The organism is Galbibacter sp. (assembly GCF_048266365.1).
Taxonomy (GTDB): Bacteria; Bacteroidota; Bacteroidia; order Flavobacteriales; family Flavobacteriaceae; genus Galbibacter.
This window is the reverse complement of the sequence record NZ_JBLWZP010000020.1, coordinates 1-20,021: the sequence shown is the minus strand read 5'-3', so window position 1 is coordinate 20,021 and position 20,021 is coordinate 1. Positions and strand designations below refer to the sequence as shown.

Below are 20,021 nucleotides of genomic sequence, written 5' to 3'. Positions count from 1 at the left end.
GTGGGAGAGTAGGTCGCCGCCTTCTTTTAAAGATCCTGATGTTTTTAAAGCATCAGGATTTTTTTTTGCCCTTTTCTGAAATACTTCACTGATTATAATCCTCTATAATACACTCCTACCCCCTATACTTAATAGTTTTTTATAATTGTATTGTAATTACATCACTTTTTGAGTGATCTACGTAGATATAAATGAGTGTTTTTTTCCGTAAAACTTCCGAAAGAATCAATATTTATACTATTCTTGTAACCTTATTTTCTAACTAACAACTAAACATTTTTAATCATGAAAAAATCATTTAAAATCCTGATGGGTACCCTAATACTATTTAACATTGTTCTATTGGGTATGGTCTCCTATATGCTTTTAGGTGGCTCCAATAACAATATTATGGAAGCTGAAAGGATTAATGTTAAAGACAAATCTGGAAGTAATAGAGTTATTATTTCAAATATGGATCATATACCGCCACCAATTATCAGTGGAAAGGCGTATGAACGTGCTGTTCACCCTGCAGGAATTATCTTTTACGACAGGAAGGGTGATGAAAGAGGTGGTATAGCAATTACCGATACTAAGGAAACCAATTTTAATGCTTTGGCATTTGATTATCAGAATGCAGATGCAGTTGGTTTGTTTGCTCAAGATAATAAGAACGATAATTATTTTAAAGCTGGTTTGATTATTAATGATAAAGATCACTCAGGAAAGGTTGGTTATAACACAAACCGAATTAATCTTCTCACGGAAAACGGGAATGCTTCTTTGGTGATAAAGGACAGTAATGAAATTCCAAGAATTATTTTAAAGGTGGATAGCCTTGGTAACCCAAGTATTGAAATGTTTGACATGGAAGGTAGGTCTACATGGCAACAATAGTGATTGATTCGGATTGTACAGGATCCGTATTTGATAACTAAGTATAAAAAAACTCCTGTAAAGGAGTTTTTATATAATGTTGTATGAACTAAATTGCTTTAGTCAATATTTGGTTGTGGTGTTAAACGTAAATAAGGTTTTACCTCTTTAAATCCTTTGGTAAAGATGCCTTTGGCGTCCTCATTAGAAATTGAAGGGCTAATTACAACATCATCACCTTGTTTCCAATTCGCCGGGGTTGCGACCTTGTGATAAGCTGTAAGCTGTAGTGAATCAATAACACGTAGAATTTCATCAAAGTTACGTCCGGTTGATGCCGGGTAAGTGATCATAAGTTTGATGGTTTTGTCCGGGCCGATAACAAATACAGAACGTACAGTTCCTGTTGCATTGGCTTTAGGATGAATCATGTCATAAAGATCCGCTACCTTACGATTCTCATCAGCGATAATTGGATAGTCAACCACCGTGTTTTGAGTTTCGTTGATGTCTTTAATCCAGCCGTGGTGAGAATCAATTCCATCGACGCTAATAGCTATAACCTTAGCGTTACGTTTAGTGAATTCATCTTTGTAATTTGCAACAGCTCCTAATTCAGTTGTACAAACCGGAGTATAATCCGCAGGGTGAGAAAATAGAACACCCCATCCATCACCTAGATACTCGTGAAAATTAATTTCGCCCTCTGTGGTTAGGGCATTGAAGTCAGGAGCAGTGTCTCCTAGTCTTAGTGTTGCCATAATGTTTTGATTTTTATATTAGTCTACAAATTTACTAGATTAATAGATACTAAATTCAGTTTATGCTAATAAAAGATTGTTAAAAGCAGCAAAAATTACTCCTTCCATTTAATATTGCACCCTATACTTGGCTTTTGTTCTTTATAGATGCGTTTTCCCATAATCGTAGCGTCGATAGCTGTGCGGATGTCCCTTCCGGTTATCGGCATACTGTTACCAGGTCTGGAATCATCAAATTGCCCTCTGTACATTAATTCTAGATTTCTGTCAAAGACATAAAAATCTGGAGTACATGCAGCATCATAAGCTTTGGCTACTTCCTGTGTTTGATCATAAAGGTACGGAAAGCTATACCCGAGTTGCTCTGCTTGAACCTTCATTTTATCAGGTGCATCCTCCGGATATTTTTCGATATCATTACTGGATATAGCAACAAAACCAACATCACTGGCGGCGTAATCCTTAGCGAGCTTAACAATTTCCTTATTTAAATGATTTACGTATGGGCAGTGATTACAAATAAACATAATTACAGTTGCCTTTTCCCCATAGACATCGCTTAGTTTTAACTTTCTACCTGAAATACTGTCTGGTAATTCAAAATTCGGTGCCTTTGTTCCCAGAGGTAGCATATTACTTTCTGTTCTTGCCATGGTTCTTATTTTATATTTGCTGTAAATTACAAATTCAGATCTATTTATGAAAAGACTTTAAGATTTGATTTGGATTGATTTGTTATATTCTTATCGGTCCGATATACAACCGGATTTTTAAGGACATCCTAGGCTAGTGCTTATGATTTCCCCCTTTATCTGCATTGATTTTTTGTTCAGGAAATTGTACCTTTTCCAAAAAAAATATAATAATGGATAAAAATTTGACTTGGGATGAGTTTACCAAAGTTGATATGAGGGTAGGTACGGTAATTGAGGTTCGGGATTTCCCTAAAGCTAAGCGAGCGGCTTACCAATTAGAAATAGATTTCGGATCGGAAATAGGGGTGTTGAAAACCTCTGCACAAATCACCAAGCGATATCAAAAGGAAGATTTGATCGGAATGCAACTGGTAGCAGTTGTAAACTTTCCAAAGAAGCAAATTGCCAATTTTATGAGTGAATGCCTAGTTATAGGGGCGGTTGGGGAAGATAACGATATCAGCCTACTCAGTCCAAGTTTGAAAACTGAAAATGGACTTAGGGTGGGTTAGTGGATAAAAAAACCGCTAACAAGACTGCTAGCGGTTTAAGTGATTTTATATATCGTCGAAACTTATATCGGTGAACTTTTCCGTGGCGACAGAAACTTCTTCTTGATTTTCGTCTTGATCGTCCGAAAAACTATCTTTTTTGAAGTCTTTTTGATGGCGCTCCGAAATTACTTCTTCTCCTTTTTCGTTAATGATGTAATCAATCATTTCTGTTAGATTTTCCTGGAATGCACTAAAATCTTCTTTGTATAGATAAATCTTATGCTTTTTGTAGTGGTAAGATCCATCATCATGAGTGAACTTTTTGCTTTCAGTAATGGTTAGGTAATAATCACCAGCTTTGGTTCCTCTAACATCAAAGAAATACGTTCTCCTTCCGGCTCTCAGCACTTTAGAGAATATCTCATCTTTCTCTACAAAATCTTTATCGCTCATAATTCCTCTAAATTCTATTTATTGTTAACGAAATCAAAAATGTAAAAAAAAATGAAGGTATACAACAAAATTTCTAGTTTTCTTTTTCTGAAAGTTGATTTTGATACAATTCGTAATAGTAGCTTTTAAGGTTTAAAAGTTGATTATGAGTCCCTTGTTCTATGATTTGACCCTGGTCAATTACGATGATTTTATCTGCGTTTTTAGCCGATGAAATACGATGACTCACAATAACTGTTGTGCTGTTGTGGGATATCTTTTTAAGGTTGCTTAAGATTTCTTCTTCAGTTTCCGTATCCACTGCAGATAAGCAATCATCAAACAAGTAAATCTTTGGTTGTTTAATGAGCGCACGGGCGATGGATACACGTTGTTTCTGACCACCACTTAGAGTGATTCCACGCTCTCCCAATACTGTTTCATATTTTTTGCTGAAGCCCATGATGTTGTCATGTACTGCTGCAAGCTTAGCTGCGCTTTCAATTTGTTGTTGATCCGCCTGAATGTTGCCAAATTTGATATTGTTTTTGATGCTGTCGGAAAATAAAAATGCCTCCTGCGGGACTACACCAATACTGTTCCGTAGATCATTCAGATTTAATTGTTCGATCGGAGTCTTGTCAATCTTGATGACTCCTTGATCAACTTCATACATCCTCCCGATAAGGTCTAATATAGTGGACTTACCTGAGCCTGTTTTTCCTATGATGGCTAATGTTTCACCTTTCGGGATATCAAAAGAGAGGTTTTTTAATGCCGTAATACCTGTATCGTCATAGGTGAAACTAACATTCTCGAAACTAATGTTTCCGTCTATTTCTGTTGGGTTTTCATTGGTGTTAACGATCTCAGGTTTGAGATTCATAAATTCATTAATCCTTTTCTGTGAAGCCTCTGCACGCTGTACTATGGAGGTTACCCAACCAACAGTTGCCACCGGCCAGGTCAACATATTGACATATATAATGAATTTCAGAATGACCCCGGTACTTGCGATTTCTCCATTGATATATTGTAGACCTCCAATGTAAATTACAAAGATATTACTAAGACCTATCAGTAGAATCATTAAAGGGAAAAACCAAGCATTAACCTTGGCAAGGTTCATATTGGTCTGCTTTCCTTCTAATGCAAGGGCATTGATTTGCTGATCAATCCTTGGCTCAATTCCATATGCCTTGATAACCGATACACCGGAAAAGGTTTCTTGGGTGAAGGTTGAGAGTGTCGAAAGGTATTGTTGAACCTTGGTACTTCTCTTGTGGATAATCTTGCTAATGTTGTAAATCAATATTGACAAGATGGGTAATGGAATCAAAGTATAGGCTGCCAGTTTTGGAGCCGTATAAAACATCAGGGGAATCACACATATGAAGAGCGTAATGGTTTGTATGCTGTAGAGAATGGCGGGACCGGCATACATCCTAACCTGACCGACATCTTCACTGATACGATTCATCAAATCACCGGTCCTGTTTTTTTTGTAAAAGTTTACCGATAATCTTTGATATTGTTGATACACCTCATTTTTTAAATCAAACTCGATATAACGTGATATATTTATGATGGTTTGGCGCATTAAAAAGGTAAATAGCGCTGATAATGCGGATGTACCTATAATGATCAAAATGTAATTGAGTAGTTTGGATTTTACTACCGATAGATCTGTGTTTTCGTTTAGAATATATTGTTCAACCGTAGTGACGGATTGCTCAACATATTCCGGCAATACCAACCTAAATACCGTGGCGAGAATGGTAATAAACATTCCAATAATCAGTTGCCATTTGTACTTTTTGAAATATTTATTGATATATTTTAGTTCCTTCATTTGCGAGTTTTGAGGATGGGTTTGTTGAATTATCATCAATTTAACCCCTGTTTTACAGTTTGAATTTAAATTATTCTTATTTTTGCACAATAATTTTGACAATACTTCAATATCTAATAAAAATGAGACATTAAAATGGATACAGAAATCTTACAAGCTAAAGATCTTATGAAAGTTGACCCGGTATTCGGTCAGCTTTCTTTTAATGACCACGAGCAGATCGTATTTTGTCATGACAAAGATACAGGATTAAAAGCAATTATTGGAATTCACAATACAGTTTTGGGACCGGCACTTGGTGGTACCAGAATGTGGAAATATGCCAATGAGTGGGAGGCATTAAACGACGTATTGCGCCTTTCTAGGGGGATGACCTTTAAATCTGCTATCACAGGTCTAAACCTCGGAGGAGGAAAAGCGGTTATCATTGGTGACGCTAAAACTCAAAAAACACCGGAGCTGATGCGAAAATTCGGAGAATTTGTAAACTCCTTAGGAGGTAAATACATCACCGCAGAGGATGTGGGAATGGAAACCTCTGATATGGACACGGTGCGTGAAGTGACTCCTTATGTAACAGGAATATCTGAATCTAAGGGCGGTACCGGGAATCCTTCGCCAATTACTGCTTATGGAGTGTTTATGGGTATGAAAGCTGCTGTGAACTACAGGTTTGGATCCTCATCCATGGAAGGGAAGAAAGTCTTGGTTCAAGGTATTGGTCATGTTGGAGCATCGCTAGTAGATCGTTTATATAATGAAGGAGCTCAAATCCTAATTTCGGACATCAATCAAGAACGGCTTTTAGAATTGAGCAAAAAATACCAGGCAACCATTGTTCCCGGCGATGAGATTTTTAATCATGAATTGGATGTTTACGCACCTTGTGCCCTGGGGGCAACAATTAATGACAGCACCGTAAAGGTAATTAAAACTAAAGTCATTGCCGGTGCTGCAAACAATCAGTTGGCGGATGAGAAAGTGCATGGTAATATCCTGATGGAAAGAGGAATTGCCTATGCGCCGGACTTCTTAATCAACGCTGGAGGTATCATAAATGTCTATGCTGAGCTAGAAGGATATGGCAAGGCTGAGATCCTTGAAAAAACAGAAAACATCTACAATACCACGCTTGAAATTTTCAAGTATGCTGAAGAGAATCAAATCACTACGCATCAAGCAGCATTAAATAAAGCACAAGAACGTATTGATAACCAAAAATTAGCATCAAAAAAATAACTTGATTTATAAAATAATTCTATTTTTGCAGGGCGAAAGAAATCATTCTTCGCCCTATTTTTTTAATTATTGGTAAGTAAGTTCTTAGGCATGTTAACAAGAAGACACATCAGGGTTAAAGTAATGCAATCAGTTTATGCGTTTACAACTTCTAAAAACACTGATTTAGACAAGGAAGCGAAGTTCTTAGGAACAAGCATGGAGAATATGTATAACTTATACCTCACCTTGCTAGGGTTGTTGGTTGAGATCCAAAAACAGGCAGAAGAACAGCTAACACTTTCTCAGAAAAAATACTTAGCTACAAAAGAGGAAAAGAATCCCAAACGTAAATTTATTGAAAATCCAGTATTGCAGGCCTTGGTTAATGACCAGGTTTTGGCAGATAAACTAGAGGCTCGTAAAATTAGTTGGGACTTGGATCAGGAGTATGTTAATATACTCTATAAAGAAATCACTCAAAGTGAAGCTTATAGCGAGTACTTGAATCAGGAAACTTCTGACTTCAAAGAGGATCGTAAGTTTATCGTGCAGTTGTATCAAGAAGTGATTGCTCCAAATGAGAAGCTCTTTGAATATATAGAGGACAAGAAACTCACCTGGGTTGATGATTTGCCCCTAGTCAACACACTGCTTCTCAAAATGATTAAAAAGGTAAAACCCGTTTGTGAAGACGATTATTTCCACCCTCCTTTATTTAAAGATTCAGAGGATAAAGAATTCGCAAATCTGTTGTTTAAAAAGACCGTCCTAAACGATGAGAAGATTCAACAAGAGATCGAAGGGAAAACACCAAATTGGGATACAGATCGGATCGCAGAATTGGATTCACTTTTGCTTAAGATGGCAATTTGTGAGTTTTTGTATTTTCCATCGATTCCGGTTAAGGTTACCATCAATGAATATTTAGAAATTGCCAAGGAATACAGTACTCCAAAAAGTAGTATCTTTATTAATGGTATATTGGATAAACTTGTGAAAGAGTATAAAGCCAACAATACGTTAAATAAATCTGGCCGCGGCCTTATGTAAAGAAATATTAGTATTTTTGGCGGCAACATTTAGGATTGTGTATCCAAATTGAAACCAAAATATAACTAAAACCCAACAAAAATGAAACAATTTTTTTTAGCATTTGTAGCCTTAGTAGGTTTGAGTTTTACCTCATGTAAAGAAGATGCCTCTAAGAAAGTAAAAGAAGAAAACGTCGCTCAGGCTGAACAAAGAGATGAGGCTTCGACAAAACTTCCTGTGATGACTTTCGAGGAAACTGAATATGACTTTGGAAACATCCCACAAGGAAAAGATGTAGAGCATGTATTTAAATTCAAAAACACCGGAGATGCACCTCTAATTGTAACCAATGCAAGAAGTAGCTGTGGGTGTACTATTCCGGAAAAACCTGAAGGACCGGTTGCACCTGGAGAAACTGGAGAAATTCTAGTGAAATATAACGGTAGTGGTCTTAACGGAATTTCTAAAACAATTACCATTTCTGCTAATACTGCTAATGGTACTGAGCAATTGAAAATAAAAGCCTTTGTAGAGCCAAAAGCTTAAATACAAAGTAACCTAAAGCGTAAATAAATTTTAATGGAAGCACTTAATCAATTTGCCCCTTTTATTTTGATCATTGCAGTGATGTATTTCTTAATGATACGTCCTCAAATGAAAAAACAAAAACAGGAAAAAAAATTCGCACAAGAACTTAAAAAAGGTGATCGTATAGTAACCAAAAGCGGTTTACATGGAAAGATCCTAGAATTGGGAAATGACGGAACATGTGTAATTGAAACCTTGGCCGGAAAACTCAAATTCGAAAGATCTGCACTTTCTTTAGATTTGTCACAAAAATTAAATGCTCCTGTAAAAGAAGGTAAATAATTTTTTACAATAATTAAAAAAGCACCAAGAAGAATTTGATTTCATCTTGGTGCTTTTTTTTATGGTACCTACTTCTGAGTTGAGATCTTTGGTTAGTCCTCTTTATCGATGTAATACTTGGAAGTGAGCTCGACGATTTTCACAATCACATCCGTAGCTCTAGCCATACTCTCTACAGGGACATATTCATAAGGGCCGTGAAAGTTATGACCGCCGGCAAATATATTAGGGCAGGGTAGACCCATGTAGGAGAGTTGTGATCCGTCAGTACCACCGCGTATTGGTTTAATAATCGGCTCGATATCGAGATCCAACATAGCTTGCTCGGCGATTTCAACAATGTGTATTACCGGCTCAATCTTTTCTTTCATATTGTAATATTGATCCTGTATCTCCAAGTTGATAATATTTCCAAAACGATCTGTAAGATCTCCTATGATTTGTTCTACGAGTTCCTTGCGAGCGTCAAATTTGACGCGATCATGATCTCTAATAATCCCTGTAGCCTTTGCAAGACTAACATTTCCTTCGATACTATGGAAGTGAAAAAAACCTTCTCTATGAGCTGTATATTGAGGTCTTTCTTTTTTTGGAAGCAGGGATAAAAACTCATTTAAAATGTTGATCGCATTGATCATTTTTCCTTTGGCGTATCCTGGATGTACACTTTTTCCCTTGACGGTAACTACGACTTCTGCAGCATTGAAATTCTCGTATTCCAGCTCACCAATTTGAGAACCATCCATAGTATAAGCCCATTGCGCACCGAATTTCTTAACATCAAATTTATGAGCTCCTCTACCTATTTCTTCATCAGGCGTAAAGGCAATTCTTACGGTGCCGTGATGAATATGTGGATTGTTGATCAGGTATTCCATCGCAGTGACAATCTCAGTGACTCCTGCTTTGTCATCCGCGCCTAATAATGTGGTGCCATCAGTAGTTATTAGGGTCTGACCTTTGTACTGTTTGAGGTCATCGAAATAATTTGGTGATAACACAATGTTTTCTTCTTCGTTTAGGATTATGTCCTTGCCGTCGTAATTGGGGATTATTCTCGGCTTTACACCTGAGGCCTTAAAATCAGGAGAGGTGTCGTAATGCGAAATAAATCCAATGACAGGAATAATGCGTTCTACATTAGAAGGAAGAGTGGCCATTACATAGCCATTCTCATCCAAAGAAACGTCAGACATTCCTATCTCGATGAGCTCCTGTTCTAATTTCTTAGCAAGCACCCATTGCTTTTCACTGCTAGGCGTGGTAGTGCTTTGTGGATCAGACTGGGTATCAATTTCGACATAGCTTAGAAATCGGTCAATAATGTTTTGCATACCAAAAATTTTTTATCAAAAGTAAGCTATTGTTTTTAGAGTGCCTATAGATTACAAATCTTGATGCGAGTAGTTTTATGATGACTATTGAAAATTAGATGATTAAATTTGCAGTATGGATCAAACGGCAAAGGAAGAATTGTGGAACACCTACAGTCATGTTGTTGGGGTTGTTTTTGGAGTATTTGGCCTGGCGTATCTACTTGCCCAAGACACACACCAAAGTGCCTATAGTACCTTGAGTATCTGGGTCTATGGCATATCCTTTATTTTATTATTTGGCGTGTCATCTTGGTATCATGCCATTAAGGAAGTTGACTTAAAAACAACCTTTAGAAAACTAGATCACATCTGCATTTATTTTTTGATCGCGGGCAGTTACACTCCTGTCTGTTTAATTTCTTTAGTCCATGGTAATGGGTGGATATTATTTACTTGTGTATGGGTTATAAGTCTATTAGGGTTGCTGCTGAAATTATTTTACACCGGTCGATTTGAGATGGTTTCGCTGCTGCTTTACCTTGCTATGGGTTGGTTGGTTGTGTTAGATGGGAGAAATGTATTGGAGGCCTTAAGTGAGCAGCAACTGAATCTGATGATCCTTGGCGGATTCTTTTACACCTTTGGGGCGGTATTTTATGCGATGAAAAGGCTTAAATACCAACATGTTGTTTGGCATTTTTTTGTCCTAGGCGGCGCTGCTGCACATTACTTTATGATTTTAAGTATCGTAAGAGGTTGAGCCGTACCAATCCGATAATTAGGATTTGATTACATCTTCAAAATCCTCATAAAACTCTTCAAATTTCGTCATGGTTTCATTGAAGAAAATCATGGCCTCTTGCCAAGTGTTTTTGTTGTGAATACACACCCCATCCTTTTGAAGGTAAATTCTAGAAATCTCCTTCCCATTGTCTAGGAAATATACATCTTCATAAATCGCCTTTTCAAGATAATTTTCCACAAGCACGTTTTGCAAGGATTGCATTTTTTCATAGTAATGAATTCTCTTTTCCAAATCAGGATTCTCGATGTCAAGAGTTACAATAGCTTTTTTAGTATCAAAATAGAACTTAAAAGAAAAGTCCTTGATTTTTGTATTGTATAAAATCCATTTGCGAGGAAATGATTTTCCAAAAGAGATCCAAAATTCCTTTCTGAGTGCTTTTGATTCCTGTTTACTGAACATAGACGGGTAACAATTGTATTTGATTAGGGTAAAAATATCTCAATTTAACAAATTCGGGATCAAATGAAACTTAAAATTTGCAATTTAATCCTTAATTTGAACCGCCTAATGTATATAAATAAAAAATCAACCTCAATATGAAACGAAGAGAATTTGTGAAGAAAGGCTCATTAGCTTTGGCCGCAACTCCTGTATTCAGTAGTATGGCAGCTTCACTCTCACCTATGAATGAAACTATAAACATCGCTGTCATTGGAACCGGAGATCGAGGATCGGGTCTAATACCGTTTATCAATGAAATACCTGGTATTCAAGTGGCTGCCTGTTGCGATGTTCTCCCATTCCGCTTGGAGAATGGTCTAAAACGGGCAGGAAAACAAGCGAAAGCTTATACGGATTATAAGAAATTACTAAAGGATGATTCCATAGATGCGGTCTTGATATCTACTCCATTTGCTACCCATGGTAAAATTGCCTTAGACGCCTTGAAGGCAGGTAAACATGTCTACTGTGAGAAAACAATGACCAGAGGCTATCAGGAGATCAAACAATTGGTGGATGCCGCTGAAGGATCCGGAAAAATAGTTCAGACAGGCCATCAGTACCATAGCTCTAGGCTATACTCAGAAGTTGTACGTCTGATAAGTCAGGGTAAGGTAGGTAAAATAACGGCTTTTGAATGCCAATGGAACCGTAATTGGGATTGGCGTAGAGCTGTGCCGGATCCATCATTAGAAAGAGCAATTAACTGGCGAATGTATCGCGAATACTCAGGAGGATTGGCAGCAGAATTATGCTCACACCAAATCGATTTCGTCAACTGGGTGACCCAATCAACTCCTGAATATGTCATGGGAGTGGGCGGTATCGATTATTGGAAGGATGGTCGTGAGACCTATGACAACATCCACTTGATTTATCAATACCCAGAAGGTGTGAAAGCAACCTTTATGTGTTTGACTTCAAATGCTAAAGATGACTACCAGATCAAAGTAATGGGGGATAAGGGTACCCTTATCATGGATTATAATAAGGTGTGGTTCTATCCCGAAGGTGAACTTGAAACTTCAAAAACCACTGGAGATGTCGATGGGGTTTCCGGTGCTACAATTACAAGTGGTTGGGTAGAAGGTAAGGGGATTCCATTGCCGTTTAATCATGAGGACCCTAGTAAGCAAGCTCTTATAGATTTTAGGGACAGTATTCGCTCGGGAAAACAACCTATATCGAATGCTCGAACCGGAGGCAATACAGCCATTGCAGTACAGATGGCAATTGACGCTATGGATCAGAAAAAGCCTGTGTACTGGAAAGAGGTCAGTCCTTTTAAATAAAGTAGGCACATAGAGTACCCAGGATAATTACGATTAGTTTTCTAAAATTGAAACGATGACCCTCGGAGCTTTCGAATAGTATAACCGTTGAAATGTGTAAAAATATACCAACGACAACAGCAGAGATTTCAAAATAGTATGTTTCTATGAATTCAAAAGTGTGGGACAAATAGCTTCCAAACGGGGTCATTAACGCAAAAAGGATCAAGAATAACGAGCTTTTATAGCGATCGATATCGGCATTTAAAAAGAAAGCGCTCAGTATGATAGCCACTGGTATTTTGTGGATGATGATTCCCCATAACAAGCTGCCATGGTTGTGAATGGGGATGCCTTCTAGTATCGAATGTATACTTAAACTGATAAACAAAAGCCAAGGAAAGGTTTTGAGATGTTCATCGTGGTGCATATGACCGTGTTCAGCACCCTTTGAGAAGAATTCCAAGAATACTTGAAGTAAGATACCCAACATGATATACACTCCGATATGTTTTTCGGTATTGTGATGGTAGAGTTCCGGCAGCAGTGTAAATACAGTTATGGACAACAAAAAGGCACCACTGAATGCTAAAAAAAGTTTTAAGTTTTGCGGTTTCCTAAATTTAAATACCACTACAAAGATGTATCCAGCCAGTACAGCCAATATTGGAAGTAAATAATTTAGCATAAAGTCGTTCTTTTTTTAGAGGGTTACTGCGTTTTGCTTATTCCAGACCGCTAAATTAATGTATTTTTGCTTTTCAAAGTAAAGTTAGAATGTCGAATAATTATAAAATGTTGGCTAAAACCATGTTTGGTTTTGAGGAGCTGCTGGAAAAAGAGCTTAAAGATTTAGGTGCTTTAAATGTTGAGAAGGGGGTGAGAAGTGTTTCTTTTGAAGGAGATAAAGGGTTTATGTACAAGGCAAATTTATGCCTGAGAACAGCCATAAAAATCCTAAAACCCATTCATAGTTTTAGGGTGAAAAGTGAACAAGATCTCTACGATAAGGTATACCGTATGGATTGGAATCAGTATTTGAGCTATGATCACACCTTTGCCATTGATGCCACAGTAAATTCTGAACTTTTTAACCACTCTTTGTACATCGCTTTAAAAACCAAAGATGCTATTGCGGATAAGTTTCGCGAACAACATAATAAAAGACCAAGTGTGGATTTGAAGTATCCGGATTTGAGGGTTAATGTACATATTCAAAAAAATGAATGTACAATTTCATTAGACAGTTCCGGGCAATCACTACATCAACGAGGTTATAAGACAGCCACCAATATCGCTCCGATTAACGAAGTACTCGCTGCCGGACTAATACTTTTAAGTGGTTGGGATGGTCAGAGTGATTTTATGGATCCCATGTGTGGTAGTGGTACAATTCCAATTGAGGCTGCCATGATTGCATGTAATATTCCGGCCAATATCAACAGAAGAGAATTTGCTTTTGAAAAGTGGGGAGATTACGACCAGGATCTCTTTGATAAGATTGTAGAAAGTTCGCTGAAGAGAGTAAGGGAATTTCACCATAAGATCTATGCCTTGGATAAGGTGTCTTCTGCTGTTAGAAAAGCAACTGACAACGTTAAAAATGCTAATCTATCCGACTATATTCAAGTAGAACAGAATGATTTCTTTCAAACAGAAAAAGCATCTGAAGAGAAATTACATATGGTATTTAACCCGCCCTATGGAGAACGACTTGCGATTAACATGGAGGAGTTTTACGCAAATATAGGAGATACTTTAAAACAGAAATACCCGCATACTGACGCCTGGTTTATTACCTCTAATTTGGAGTCTATTAAGCATGTAGGGCTTCGACCTTCAAGGAAAATCAAACTTTTTAATGGAAAATTGGAGAGTCGTTTACTTAAATACGAGATTTACGCGGGAAGTAAAAAAGCAAAGTTTAATCAATAGAATACAAGGATTATGAGTACGAAAACAAAAGTCTTTATATTAAATCTTATCTGCTTTATGGCGATCTTTTTAATTTTTAGATTCTCTCTTTTATACTTTATTACCGGAATACATCAACTCATTATTGTATTGGCATCAGCTATTATAGCTAGTATACTTTGCCCTAAATTCTTCGCCGTGCATGAGAATGGAAAAGAGCGTGTGAAACTGAAATGGATATTCTTAAAAGGGATTCGTACCTTTTAACCAGAGCGACTTATAGTTAGTTGTCTTCTGTTTCTTCTTGAGTATCTTCTTTCTTTTTTTGAGGCTTGTTGGCCTTAAAGATAGGGATCAGGTATGAGATGGAATAATTGTAGCCAACTCCAAATTTACTTCCGTCGGTTACCTTATTAAAGCCCGGAATAAATAAATTCGGGAAATTACTGGATTCAGAATTATTGATGAGGTAATTAAGACGAACACTGGCGCCCAAAAAGATATTTCTAACGAGTTCCACTTTCATTCCCAGGACGATTTCTGCCCATTGTGCGTTAAGTCCGCTACGCTCACCCAACATATCTTCTCCGCTGATGCCTGACTCAATCTCGTTCCAATATTGATTGGTATTGTATATTTGATAGGAGTTGAGTGTTTGGCTAAAAGAGCTTGCTCCAACACGAAAACCAAGATTGATGATGTTTTCCATACCATACCAATTCTCGTAGGTATTCCAATCCAATCCAATTTTTAAGTAACTACCGCTAGTGGTAAAATTATAATTATCTTCTTGTCTTGTTTTTTCTTCATTTCCTATAGCACCTGCGATGTATACGTTGTGAGAAATTCTAAAGTCAGCTAAGAGTTCCAGACCTCTGTAATCATCTTCTAAAAAACTTCGTAGCGGCTTGCTTAAATCTATACCTAGCCGAAGTCCATATCGTTGTTTGTAGACCGTGCTATCACTAGCCTTTTGAACCTGGACCGTATCTATGGCTGCAGTCTCAACAAAAAGGGAATCTTGTGCAATGGCAGTGCTGCCGATTAAAAGTAAAAATATACTAGTGATAAATTTTGACATGGACGGTATCTTGATGTTGTAAATTAGGATCCTGGACAAAGACAGAAGTTATCCATTCCTGGTTGTTGGGAACAGTGTCTGTATAATCCGGATTGAGGTTATAACCTAGCTCAGTGATTCTAACAGCATAACCACACCCTCTAGATATAAATTCTTCCTGTCGGGTATAATTAAAACGTAAGGTATCTATGTTTCCAAGCTCTACGGTTTCAAGTTCGCCGCTGTCCAGAGTATCAATGCGGTCTGAAGAGTTTTTAATAAACAAGAAACTCGTATAGGACTGACTGCTTCGAAGTGGAATGCTGATCTCAGTTCGCGAGGTCCGATCCGGGAAGGTATTCAAAGTATCTCTTTGACTCCCGTCTTCATTTATTCCAATTACTCTTAATTTGGCAACACTCTTAAAACGATCCTGTGCGGATATGTTGTAAAAGCCAAGCTTAAGTACTGGCGTTGTGAGGGTGTCACCGGGACATATGTCATCCTTCTCACAAGATGAGAAGAAGGCCAATGAGGCACTGATTATAAATAATAAGGCAAGTACTTTTTTCATCCGCTGGTTTATCTTTTTGTCAATAATACGACATTTTCTACATGATGCGTTTGTGGAAACATATCTACTGCCTGTACTTTGGTGACTTTATACATATGATCCATCAAAGCAAGGTCTCTGGCCTGAGTCGCACTATTACAGCTCACATAAACGATTTTTTCGGCGCCTATATTTAGAAGTTGGGCTACCACGTCTTTATGCATCCCATCTCTTGGCGGATCCGTAATAACAACGTCCGGGGTGCCATTGGCTGCTATGAATTCCTCATTGAAAACCGCCTTCATATCGCCGGCATAAAAGCTAACGTTTTCAATATTGTTAAATTGTGCGTTTGCCTTTGCATCTTCTATGGCCTCAGGTACAGCTTCTACACCCACAACTTTTTTCGCTTTTTGAGCGACAAACTGCGCAATGGTTCCCGTACCGGTATAGAGGTCGTATACAATCTCATCACCTTTTAAATCTGCAAAATCTCGCGTAATTTTATACAGCTCATAGGCTTGAAGTGAGTTGGTTTGATAAAATGATTTGGCATTTATTTTAAATTTCAAACCTTCCATCTCCTCAAAGATATGGTCTCTTCCCGAGTAGCAAATGACATCCTGATCGTATATAGTGTCATTTGGCTTCTGATTGATTACATATTGCAATGATGTTATTTGAGGAAATTCCTGTTTCAAATAATCTAATAACAATGTTCTTTCAGCCTCCACATCATCATAGAACTGAATAAGTACCATGATCTCACCATTAGAGGAGGTGCGGATCATTAAGGTACGAAGTAGTCCGGTTTGCGCTCTGGTGTTAAAGAATTTCATATCGTGCTTTAAGGCAAATTCCTTAACCGCAGTACGGATGGCATCGGAAGGATCTTGTTGCAGATAACAGTTCTCTAGATCCAGAATTTTATCCCACATTCCCGGGATGTGAAATCCTAATGCATTTCGATCTCCTAATTCTTGATTGCTAGCAATTTCTTCAGCTGTTAACCAACGGCTATCAGAGAAAGAAAATTCCATTTTATTTCTGTAGAAGTATTGTTTTTCAGAACCCAAAATAGGTACACTATAAGGTAATGCTACTTTTCCAATACGTATTAGGTTGTTTTCTACTTCTTTTTGTTTGTAGTGTAATTGGTGCTCATAAGCCATGTTTTGCCACTTACATCCCCCGCAAACCCCAAAGTGTTCACAACGTGGTTCAACTCTCTTATCTGAGGGCTTGTAAAGTGTGGCTACTTTACCTTCAAAGTAAGCTTTTCGCTTTTTTAAAACTTGAACAGCTACGACATCTCCAGGCACTGCGTAGGGTAGAAAGATAACCCTACCATCCGGTGCTTTGGCAATTCCTTTGCCTTTAGCACCGGCGTCTATGACTTCGACCTGGTCAAAAAATGGTTTGTTGTTTTTTCTCGACATGCTGCAAAAATAGGACTTTTAGTTCGAATGCTACTTAAAATTTGGGGAGTTAAATTACAAGATTTTGTTTGGATAAACCCATTCTTGTATAAGCGTGTTTATTTGCCTCTCCCTTTTTCTTTTAAGCATTGTATTTCGCTCTTATAAGCGCTCGTTGTAAATGTAAAAATTTTCGTCGACTTCCACATCTTTTATAGTATTGGAGGTCTTGAGTTTTTGCCATTTCCCGTCGGGTTGTATCCATTGCTGCTCAGCATTAACACTGATGCGTATCGGCATGTCAAAATCCTCTACAATATCTACATAACGATACTTTAGTGTTTTTCCTGAGACCTTGAGTTGAAGCTTGGGTATCTTAGCCGTCCTTAAGTATTGGTTGAAAAAGGCGCTAAGGTCAATTCCTGAATGTTCAGACAAATAATCTTCAATCTGTTTTGTAGTAACAGTTTGATGGTAAAACTCCTTATTCAATCCTCTTAAAATTTCGCGCCACTTTTGGTCATCATCGATTAATTGTCGAAGGGTGTGTAGCATATTAGCTCCTTTGTAATACATATCTGCGGAACCACTATCGTTGACATTGTAATGCCCTATAATAGGCCCATCATTAGCGATGTTTTTACGAATTCCTAAAACGTATTCCGCTGAAGCCTCTTTACCAAAATAATAGTCTACATATAAGTTCTCCGAATAGGATGTGAAGCTTTCATGAATCCACATATCTGCCATATCCTTATAGGTAATGTTGTTGGCGAACCATTCGTGCGCACTCTCATGGATAATAATGAAATCAAATTTCAGTCCCCAACCCGAACCAGACACATCTCTACCTAGATAACCGTTTTCATATTTATTTCCATAGGTAACTGAACTCTGGTGTTCCATGCCTAGATAAGGAACCTCGACTAGCTTGTAGCCATCCTCATAAAATGGATAGGGGCCAAACCAATATTCAAAGGCCTCCAGCATTTTTTCGGCCTGAGTAAATTGTTCCTTGGCTTTTTCTAAGTTGTTTTTAAGCACGTAGAAATCTAATTGGAGTTCGCCCTTTTCTCCCTTGTAAATATCTTCAAAATGAACATAGTCGGCTATATTTAAATTGACTCCGTAATTGTTTATAGGATTTTGAACGGCCCAGTGATAGGTTCTGGTTTTCGATTCTTTATCGTGATCAACTCCGATGAGTTGACCATTTGAAACATCCATAAGATCCTCTGGAACGGTAACACTAATTTTCATGCTGTCCACCTCGTCGTACATATGGTCTTTGTTCGGCCACCAAACACTAGCGCCCAAACCTTGACATGAGGTGGCTATGAAATGCTTTCCGGTCTCATCTTTTTTCCATGAGAATCCACCGTCCCATGGCGCTCTAACAGCCTCTTTCGGGTGACCGGAATAATACACTGTGATCTGGTTAGTAGCTCCTGGAATCTGTTTCTTTTTAAGACTTACAAAGTGAGCATTTCCTTCATGTTTAACATCCAATACTTCACCGTCTTGGGTTACTTTTTCAATGGTAAGAGGTGTTTGCAAGTCCACCTGTAATACCTGATAGGGTTGGAGTACTTCGTAGCGAATCTCGTTGGATCCTGAAATGAATTTATCATCTGGCTCAACGGCAACATTAAGGTGGTAAAATTTCAAATCCCACCATTCCCGCTCCGGGGTTATGCTTCCTCTTAAAGTGTCTTGTCTTGTGAAATTGTGATTGTCTTGTGCCCACACCCCACAACAGATGAACGCTACAACTAGAAGTATGCTGTTTTTCATAACTATTCGAAAAAAAATATTAGCAAATCTAACCAAATTGCTTAAATCAACCGAAAATTAATCAAAATGTTCATGCTTTTTAACAGCTCATTTAATGTGTTTGTTCTAAAATTGTAAGCATTCGCTTCCAGGAATCATCGTGAGCCTTTTTTTCTTCTACACTGGCATCTTCTGCTGCGCCTTGTCTCATATAGGCATGACCAGCTCCTTGATAAATCACGGGGAGGTAGGATTTATTGTGTTGTTTCATGGCCTTTTCTGTTGCTGGAATACTGGCATTTACACGGTTGTCATTTGCGCCGTAAAAGCCGTAAATGGGGGTGTCTATTTTGGAGAAGGTTGATTTATCCTCAGGGGCGGTACCGTAAAATACCATAGAATTCTCCAGATTAGGATTTGAGATGGTATAGTTAAAGGCTTGGCTTCCACCCCAGCAGAACCCGATAACTGATACTTTAGCAGTTGAAGCATCTAAGTTTTTTACATAATCAAAGCTGGCGTCTAAATCTTTGATGACCTGGAGGCTGTCTAGTTTGTAGATGGCTTCACGAGCCTTGTCAGAATTCTCAAAGTCGGTGGTGCGCTCAATCCCCTCAACGGTATTGGAGAGAAGATCCGGAGCAATCACTATATAACCTTTTGATGCGAGTTGATCCGCAAAGGATCGTGCCCAATCATTCAAACCCCGGTTTTCGTGGATGACCACCACCGCATCGGTGGCCGTATTACTCTCTGGGTATACCACGAAGGCTTTGAAGGTGCCTTGTTCTCTTTTTAAATCAACCCACTCATGATGACGCTGAGACTCGGAGAGTTCAACAAGGTCTTGAACCTGGGTCACTGCCGTAGTTGTATTTTCTTTTTTTTGATCAGATTTACAACCTAGAACGGCTGCTGCTATACCTATAATTAAAAGGATGGTTTTCATGGTGATTGTTGATTTTTTGATACCTAAAGATAAGAATAAATGTTTGATAGTCAGTATGGTTAATTTTTATTAGAGTACGGTTGTTGTGTGAAAATCGATCTATGACTGTATAATTTATAAAACGGAGCGTAAAACCCATTCATCGCTTTTTTAGCGTGGATGGGATGTAAGCGACACACTAACCTTGTGAAAGTATGTACTGAGGTATGGTATCTGGACTAGCCTGGCCAATAGCGCAAACGAAATACCCATCTGACCAAAAAGTACGCTTACGCCAAAATTGTTTTTGTAAAGATACAGGGT

The 20,021-nt window shown here is 38.0% G+C and carries 23 protein-coding genes; 10 read left to right on the top strand and 13 right to left on the bottom strand.

The genetic code is table 11. From position 1 onward, the window contains the following. Positions 1 to 285 precede the first annotated feature (285 nt). Complete coding sequence (locus ACN0TV_RS16475) at positions 286 to 879, top strand: hypothetical protein (protein ID WP_417364361.1); 594 nt, start codon at positions 286 to 288, stop codon at positions 877 to 879. A gap of 98 nt (positions 880 to 977) precedes the next feature. On the opposite strand, the gene ACN0TV_RS16470 is transcribed toward ACN0TV_RS16475, so the two are convergent. Next, the gene (locus ACN0TV_RS16470; protein WP_417364360.1) at positions 978 to 1,619 is read right to left on the bottom strand and encodes a peroxiredoxin; all 642 of its coding nucleotides are present in this window, start codon (positions 1,617 to 1,619) and stop codon (positions 978 to 980) included. Between the two features lie 95 nt (positions 1,620 to 1,714). Beyond that, the gene (locus ACN0TV_RS16465) at positions 1,715 to 2,272 is read right to left on the bottom strand and encodes a thioredoxin family protein (protein ID WP_417364358.1); all 558 of its coding nucleotides are present in this window, start codon (positions 2,270 to 2,272) and stop codon (positions 1,715 to 1,717) included. Between the two features lie 212 nt (positions 2,273 to 2,484). Between ACN0TV_RS16465 and ACN0TV_RS16460 the strand changes: the two genes are divergently transcribed. Next, positions 2,485 to 2,826, top strand: coding sequence for a tRNA-binding protein (locus ACN0TV_RS16460; protein ID WP_417364356.1), 342 nt, complete (start codon positions 2,485 to 2,487; stop codon positions 2,824 to 2,826). Between the two features lie 45 nt (positions 2,827 to 2,871). Here the strand turns inward: ACN0TV_RS16460 and ACN0TV_RS16455 are convergent, their stop codons facing one another. Continuing rightward, entirely contained in the window at positions 2,872 to 3,261 is a 390-nt protein-coding gene (locus ACN0TV_RS16455) for a PUR family DNA/RNA-binding protein (RefSeq protein ID WP_417364354.1), read from the bottom strand. Positions 3,262 to 3,334: 73 nt separating this feature from the next. Next, positions 3,335 to 5,092, bottom strand: a complete 1,758-nt coding sequence (locus ACN0TV_RS16450) for an ABC transporter ATP-binding protein (protein WP_417364353.1) — start codon at positions 5,090 to 5,092, stop codon at positions 3,335 to 3,337. A 135-nt stretch (positions 5,093 to 5,227) separates the two neighbouring features. On the opposite strand from ACN0TV_RS16450, the gene ACN0TV_RS16445 reads away from it, so the two are divergent. From ACN0TV_RS16445 to yajC, 4 genes are all read left to right on the top strand, one after another. Next, a complete protein-coding gene (locus ACN0TV_RS16445; protein ID WP_417364352.1) occupies positions 5,228 to 6,331 on the top strand; it encodes a Glu/Leu/Phe/Val dehydrogenase dimerization domain-containing protein in 1,104 nt (367 codons plus the stop codon). A 90-nt stretch (positions 6,332 to 6,421) separates the two neighbouring features. Further along, positions 6,422 to 7,363 carry a transcription antitermination factor NusB gene (nusB, locus tag ACN0TV_RS16440; RefSeq protein ID WP_417364350.1) on the top strand — a complete coding sequence of 314 codons (942 nt, stop codon included), beginning with the start codon at positions 6,422 to 6,424 and terminating at the stop codon, positions 7,361 to 7,363. Positions 7,364 to 7,444: 81 nt separating this feature from the next. Further along, complete coding sequence (locus tag ACN0TV_RS16435) at positions 7,445 to 7,891, top strand: DUF1573 domain-containing protein (RefSeq protein ID WP_417364348.1); 447 nt, start codon at positions 7,445 to 7,447, stop codon at positions 7,889 to 7,891. 33 nt (positions 7,892 to 7,924) lie between these two features. Continuing rightward, the gene (gene yajC / locus ACN0TV_RS16430; RefSeq protein WP_417364347.1) at positions 7,925 to 8,215 is read left to right on the top strand and encodes a preprotein translocase subunit YajC; all 291 of its coding nucleotides are present in this window, start codon (positions 7,925 to 7,927) and stop codon (positions 8,213 to 8,215) included. A gap of 92 nt (positions 8,216 to 8,307) precedes the next feature. Here the strand turns inward: yajC and pepT are convergent, their stop codons facing one another. Further along, positions 8,308 to 9,549, bottom strand: coding sequence for a peptidase T (pepT, locus tag ACN0TV_RS16425; protein ID WP_417364345.1), 1,242 nt, complete (start codon positions 9,547 to 9,549; stop codon positions 8,308 to 8,310). Between the two features lie 115 nt (positions 9,550 to 9,664). Here pepT and trhA point away from each other — a divergent pair, with 115 nt between their 5' ends. Further along, positions 9,665 to 10,291 carry a PAQR family membrane homeostasis protein TrhA gene (gene trhA / locus ACN0TV_RS16420; protein WP_417364343.1) on the top strand — a complete coding sequence of 209 codons (627 nt, stop codon included), beginning with the start codon at positions 9,665 to 9,667 and terminating at the stop codon, positions 10,289 to 10,291. A gap of 18 nt (positions 10,292 to 10,309) precedes the next feature. Here trhA and ACN0TV_RS16415 read toward each other — a convergent pair whose 3' ends face one another. Further along, complete coding sequence (locus tag ACN0TV_RS16415; RefSeq protein ID WP_417364342.1) at positions 10,310 to 10,738, bottom strand: DUF4268 domain-containing protein; 429 nt, start codon at positions 10,736 to 10,738, stop codon at positions 10,310 to 10,312. 137 nt (positions 10,739 to 10,875) lie between these two features. On the opposite strand from ACN0TV_RS16415, the gene ACN0TV_RS16410 reads away from it, so the two are divergent. Continuing rightward, a complete protein-coding gene (locus tag ACN0TV_RS16410; RefSeq protein WP_417364340.1) occupies positions 10,876 to 12,072 on the top strand; it encodes a Gfo/Idh/MocA family protein in 1,197 nt (398 codons plus the stop codon). Here ACN0TV_RS16410 and ACN0TV_RS16405 read toward each other — a convergent pair. Further along, positions 12,065 to 12,739, bottom strand: coding sequence for a ZIP family metal transporter (locus tag ACN0TV_RS16405; RefSeq protein ID WP_417364338.1), 675 nt, complete (start codon positions 12,737 to 12,739; stop codon positions 12,065 to 12,067). The two genes, ACN0TV_RS16410 and ACN0TV_RS16405, sit on opposite strands and share 8 nt — an antisense overlap. Before the next feature lie 89 nt (positions 12,740 to 12,828). On the opposite strand from ACN0TV_RS16405, the gene ACN0TV_RS16400 reads away from it, so the two are divergent. Continuing rightward, positions 12,829 to 13,986: a THUMP domain-containing class I SAM-dependent RNA methyltransferase gene (locus ACN0TV_RS16400; protein ID WP_417364336.1), complete on the top strand. Its 1,158-nt coding sequence runs from the start codon at positions 12,829 to 12,831 to the stop codon at positions 13,984 to 13,986. 12 nt (positions 13,987 to 13,998) lie between these two features. Further along, positions 13,999 to 14,232, top strand: a complete 234-nt coding sequence (locus ACN0TV_RS16395; protein WP_417364334.1) for a hypothetical protein — start codon at positions 13,999 to 14,001, stop codon at positions 14,230 to 14,232. A 16-nt stretch (positions 14,233 to 14,248) separates the two neighbouring features. Here ACN0TV_RS16395 and ACN0TV_RS16390 read toward each other — a convergent pair whose 3' ends face one another. The 6 genes from ACN0TV_RS16390 to ACN0TV_RS16365 form a co-directional block, all read right to left on the bottom strand. Then, positions 14,249 to 15,046 carry a DUF6048 family protein gene (locus tag ACN0TV_RS16390; RefSeq protein ID WP_417364333.1) on the bottom strand — a complete coding sequence of 266 codons (798 nt, stop codon included), beginning with the start codon at positions 15,044 to 15,046 and terminating at the stop codon, positions 14,249 to 14,251. Further along, positions 15,027 to 15,599 carry a DUF6452 family protein gene (locus ACN0TV_RS16385; RefSeq protein ID WP_417364331.1) on the bottom strand — a complete coding sequence of 191 codons (573 nt, stop codon included), beginning with the start codon at positions 15,597 to 15,599 and terminating at the stop codon, positions 15,027 to 15,029. The genes ACN0TV_RS16390 and ACN0TV_RS16385 overlap by 20 nt, the downstream gene beginning before the upstream one ends. Positions 15,600 to 15,607: 8 nt before the next feature. Then, complete coding sequence (gene rlmD, locus ACN0TV_RS16380) at positions 15,608 to 17,017, bottom strand: 23S rRNA (uracil(1939)-C(5))-methyltransferase RlmD (protein ID WP_417364329.1); 1,410 nt, start codon at positions 17,015 to 17,017, stop codon at positions 15,608 to 15,610. 141 nt (positions 17,018 to 17,158) lie between these two features. Continuing rightward, entirely contained in the window at positions 17,159 to 18,790 is a 1,632-nt protein-coding gene (locus ACN0TV_RS16375) for a M1 family metallopeptidase (protein ID WP_417364327.1), read from the bottom strand. A 91-nt stretch (positions 18,791 to 18,881) separates the two neighbouring features. Continuing rightward, positions 18,882 to 19,718: a dienelactone hydrolase family protein gene (locus tag ACN0TV_RS16370; RefSeq protein WP_417364325.1), complete on the bottom strand. Its 837-nt coding sequence runs from the start codon at positions 19,716 to 19,718 to the stop codon at positions 18,882 to 18,884. Between the two features lie 178 nt (positions 19,719 to 19,896). Then, the coding region (locus tag ACN0TV_RS16365; protein ID WP_417364363.1) for a transposase at positions 19,897 to 20,021 on the bottom strand (125 nt) is incomplete at its 5' end.

Excerpts from the sequence above, each read along its gene's own strand:
- ACN0TV_RS16435 (WP_417364348.1), top strand. The coding sequence starts at position 7,445 with ATGAAACAATTTTTTTTAGCATTTGTAGCCTTAGTAGGTTTGAGTTTT.
- ACN0TV_RS16475 (WP_417364361.1), top strand. The coding sequence starts at position 286 with ATGAAAAAATCATTTAAAATCCTGATGGGTACCCTAATACTATTTAAC.
- ACN0TV_RS16370 (WP_417364325.1), bottom strand. The coding sequence starts at position 19,718 with ATGAAAACCATCCTTTTAATTATAGGTATAGCAGCAGCCGTTCTAGGT.
- trhA (WP_417364343.1), top strand. The coding sequence starts at position 9,665 with ATGGATCAAACGGCAAAGGAAGAATTGTGGAACACCTACAGTCATGTT.
- ACN0TV_RS16445 (WP_417364352.1), top strand. The coding sequence starts at position 5,228 with ATGGATACAGAAATCTTACAAGCTAAAGATCTTATGAAAGTTGACCCG.
- ACN0TV_RS16455 (WP_417364354.1), bottom strand. The coding sequence starts at position 3,261 with ATGAGCGATAAAGATTTTGTAGAGAAAGATGAGATATTCTCTAAAGTG.
- ACN0TV_RS16450 (WP_417364353.1), bottom strand. The coding sequence starts at position 5,092 with ATGAAGGAACTAAAATATATCAATAAATATTTCAAAAAGTACAAATGG.
- ACN0TV_RS16390 (WP_417364333.1), bottom strand. The coding sequence starts at position 15,046 with ATGTCAAAATTTATCACTAGTATATTTTTACTTTTAATCGGCAGCACT.
- ACN0TV_RS16385 (WP_417364331.1), bottom strand. The coding sequence starts at position 15,599 with ATGAAAAAAGTACTTGCCTTATTATTTATAATCAGTGCCTCATTGGCC.
- yajC (WP_417364347.1), top strand. The coding sequence starts at position 7,925 with ATGGAAGCACTTAATCAATTTGCCCCTTTTATTTTGATCATTGCAGTG.
- ACN0TV_RS16375 (WP_417364327.1), bottom strand. The coding sequence starts at position 18,790 with ATGAAAAACAGCATACTTCTAGTTGTAGCGTTCATCTGTTGTGGGGTG.
- ACN0TV_RS16405 (WP_417364338.1), bottom strand. The coding sequence starts at position 12,739 with ATGCTAAATTATTTACTTCCAATATTGGCTGTACTGGCTGGATACATC.
- ACN0TV_RS16470 (WP_417364360.1), bottom strand. The coding sequence starts at position 1,619 with ATGGCAACACTAAGACTAGGAGACACTGCTCCTGACTTCAATGCCCTA.
- ACN0TV_RS16410 (WP_417364340.1), top strand. The coding sequence starts at position 10,876 with ATGAAACGAAGAGAATTTGTGAAGAAAGGCTCATTAGCTTTGGCCGCA.
- ACN0TV_RS16395 (WP_417364334.1), top strand. The coding sequence starts at position 13,999 with ATGAGTACGAAAACAAAAGTCTTTATATTAAATCTTATCTGCTTTATG.
- nusB (WP_417364350.1), top strand. The coding sequence starts at position 6,422 with ATGTTAACAAGAAGACACATCAGGGTTAAAGTAATGCAATCAGTTTAT.
- ACN0TV_RS16400 (WP_417364336.1), top strand. The coding sequence starts at position 12,829 with ATGTCGAATAATTATAAAATGTTGGCTAAAACCATGTTTGGTTTTGAG.
- pepT (WP_417364345.1), bottom strand. The coding sequence starts at position 9,549 with ATGCAAAACATTATTGACCGATTTCTAAGCTATGTCGAAATTGATACC.
- ACN0TV_RS16415 (WP_417364342.1), bottom strand. The coding sequence starts at position 10,738 with ATGTTCAGTAAACAGGAATCAAAAGCACTCAGAAAGGAATTTTGGATC.
- rlmD (WP_417364329.1), bottom strand. The coding sequence starts at position 17,017 with ATGTCGAGAAAAAACAACAAACCATTTTTTGACCAGGTCGAAGTCATA.
- ACN0TV_RS16465 (WP_417364358.1), bottom strand. The coding sequence starts at position 2,272 with ATGGCAAGAACAGAAAGTAATATGCTACCTCTGGGAACAAAGGCACCG.
- ACN0TV_RS16460 (WP_417364356.1), top strand. The coding sequence starts at position 2,485 with ATGGATAAAAATTTGACTTGGGATGAGTTTACCAAAGTTGATATGAGG.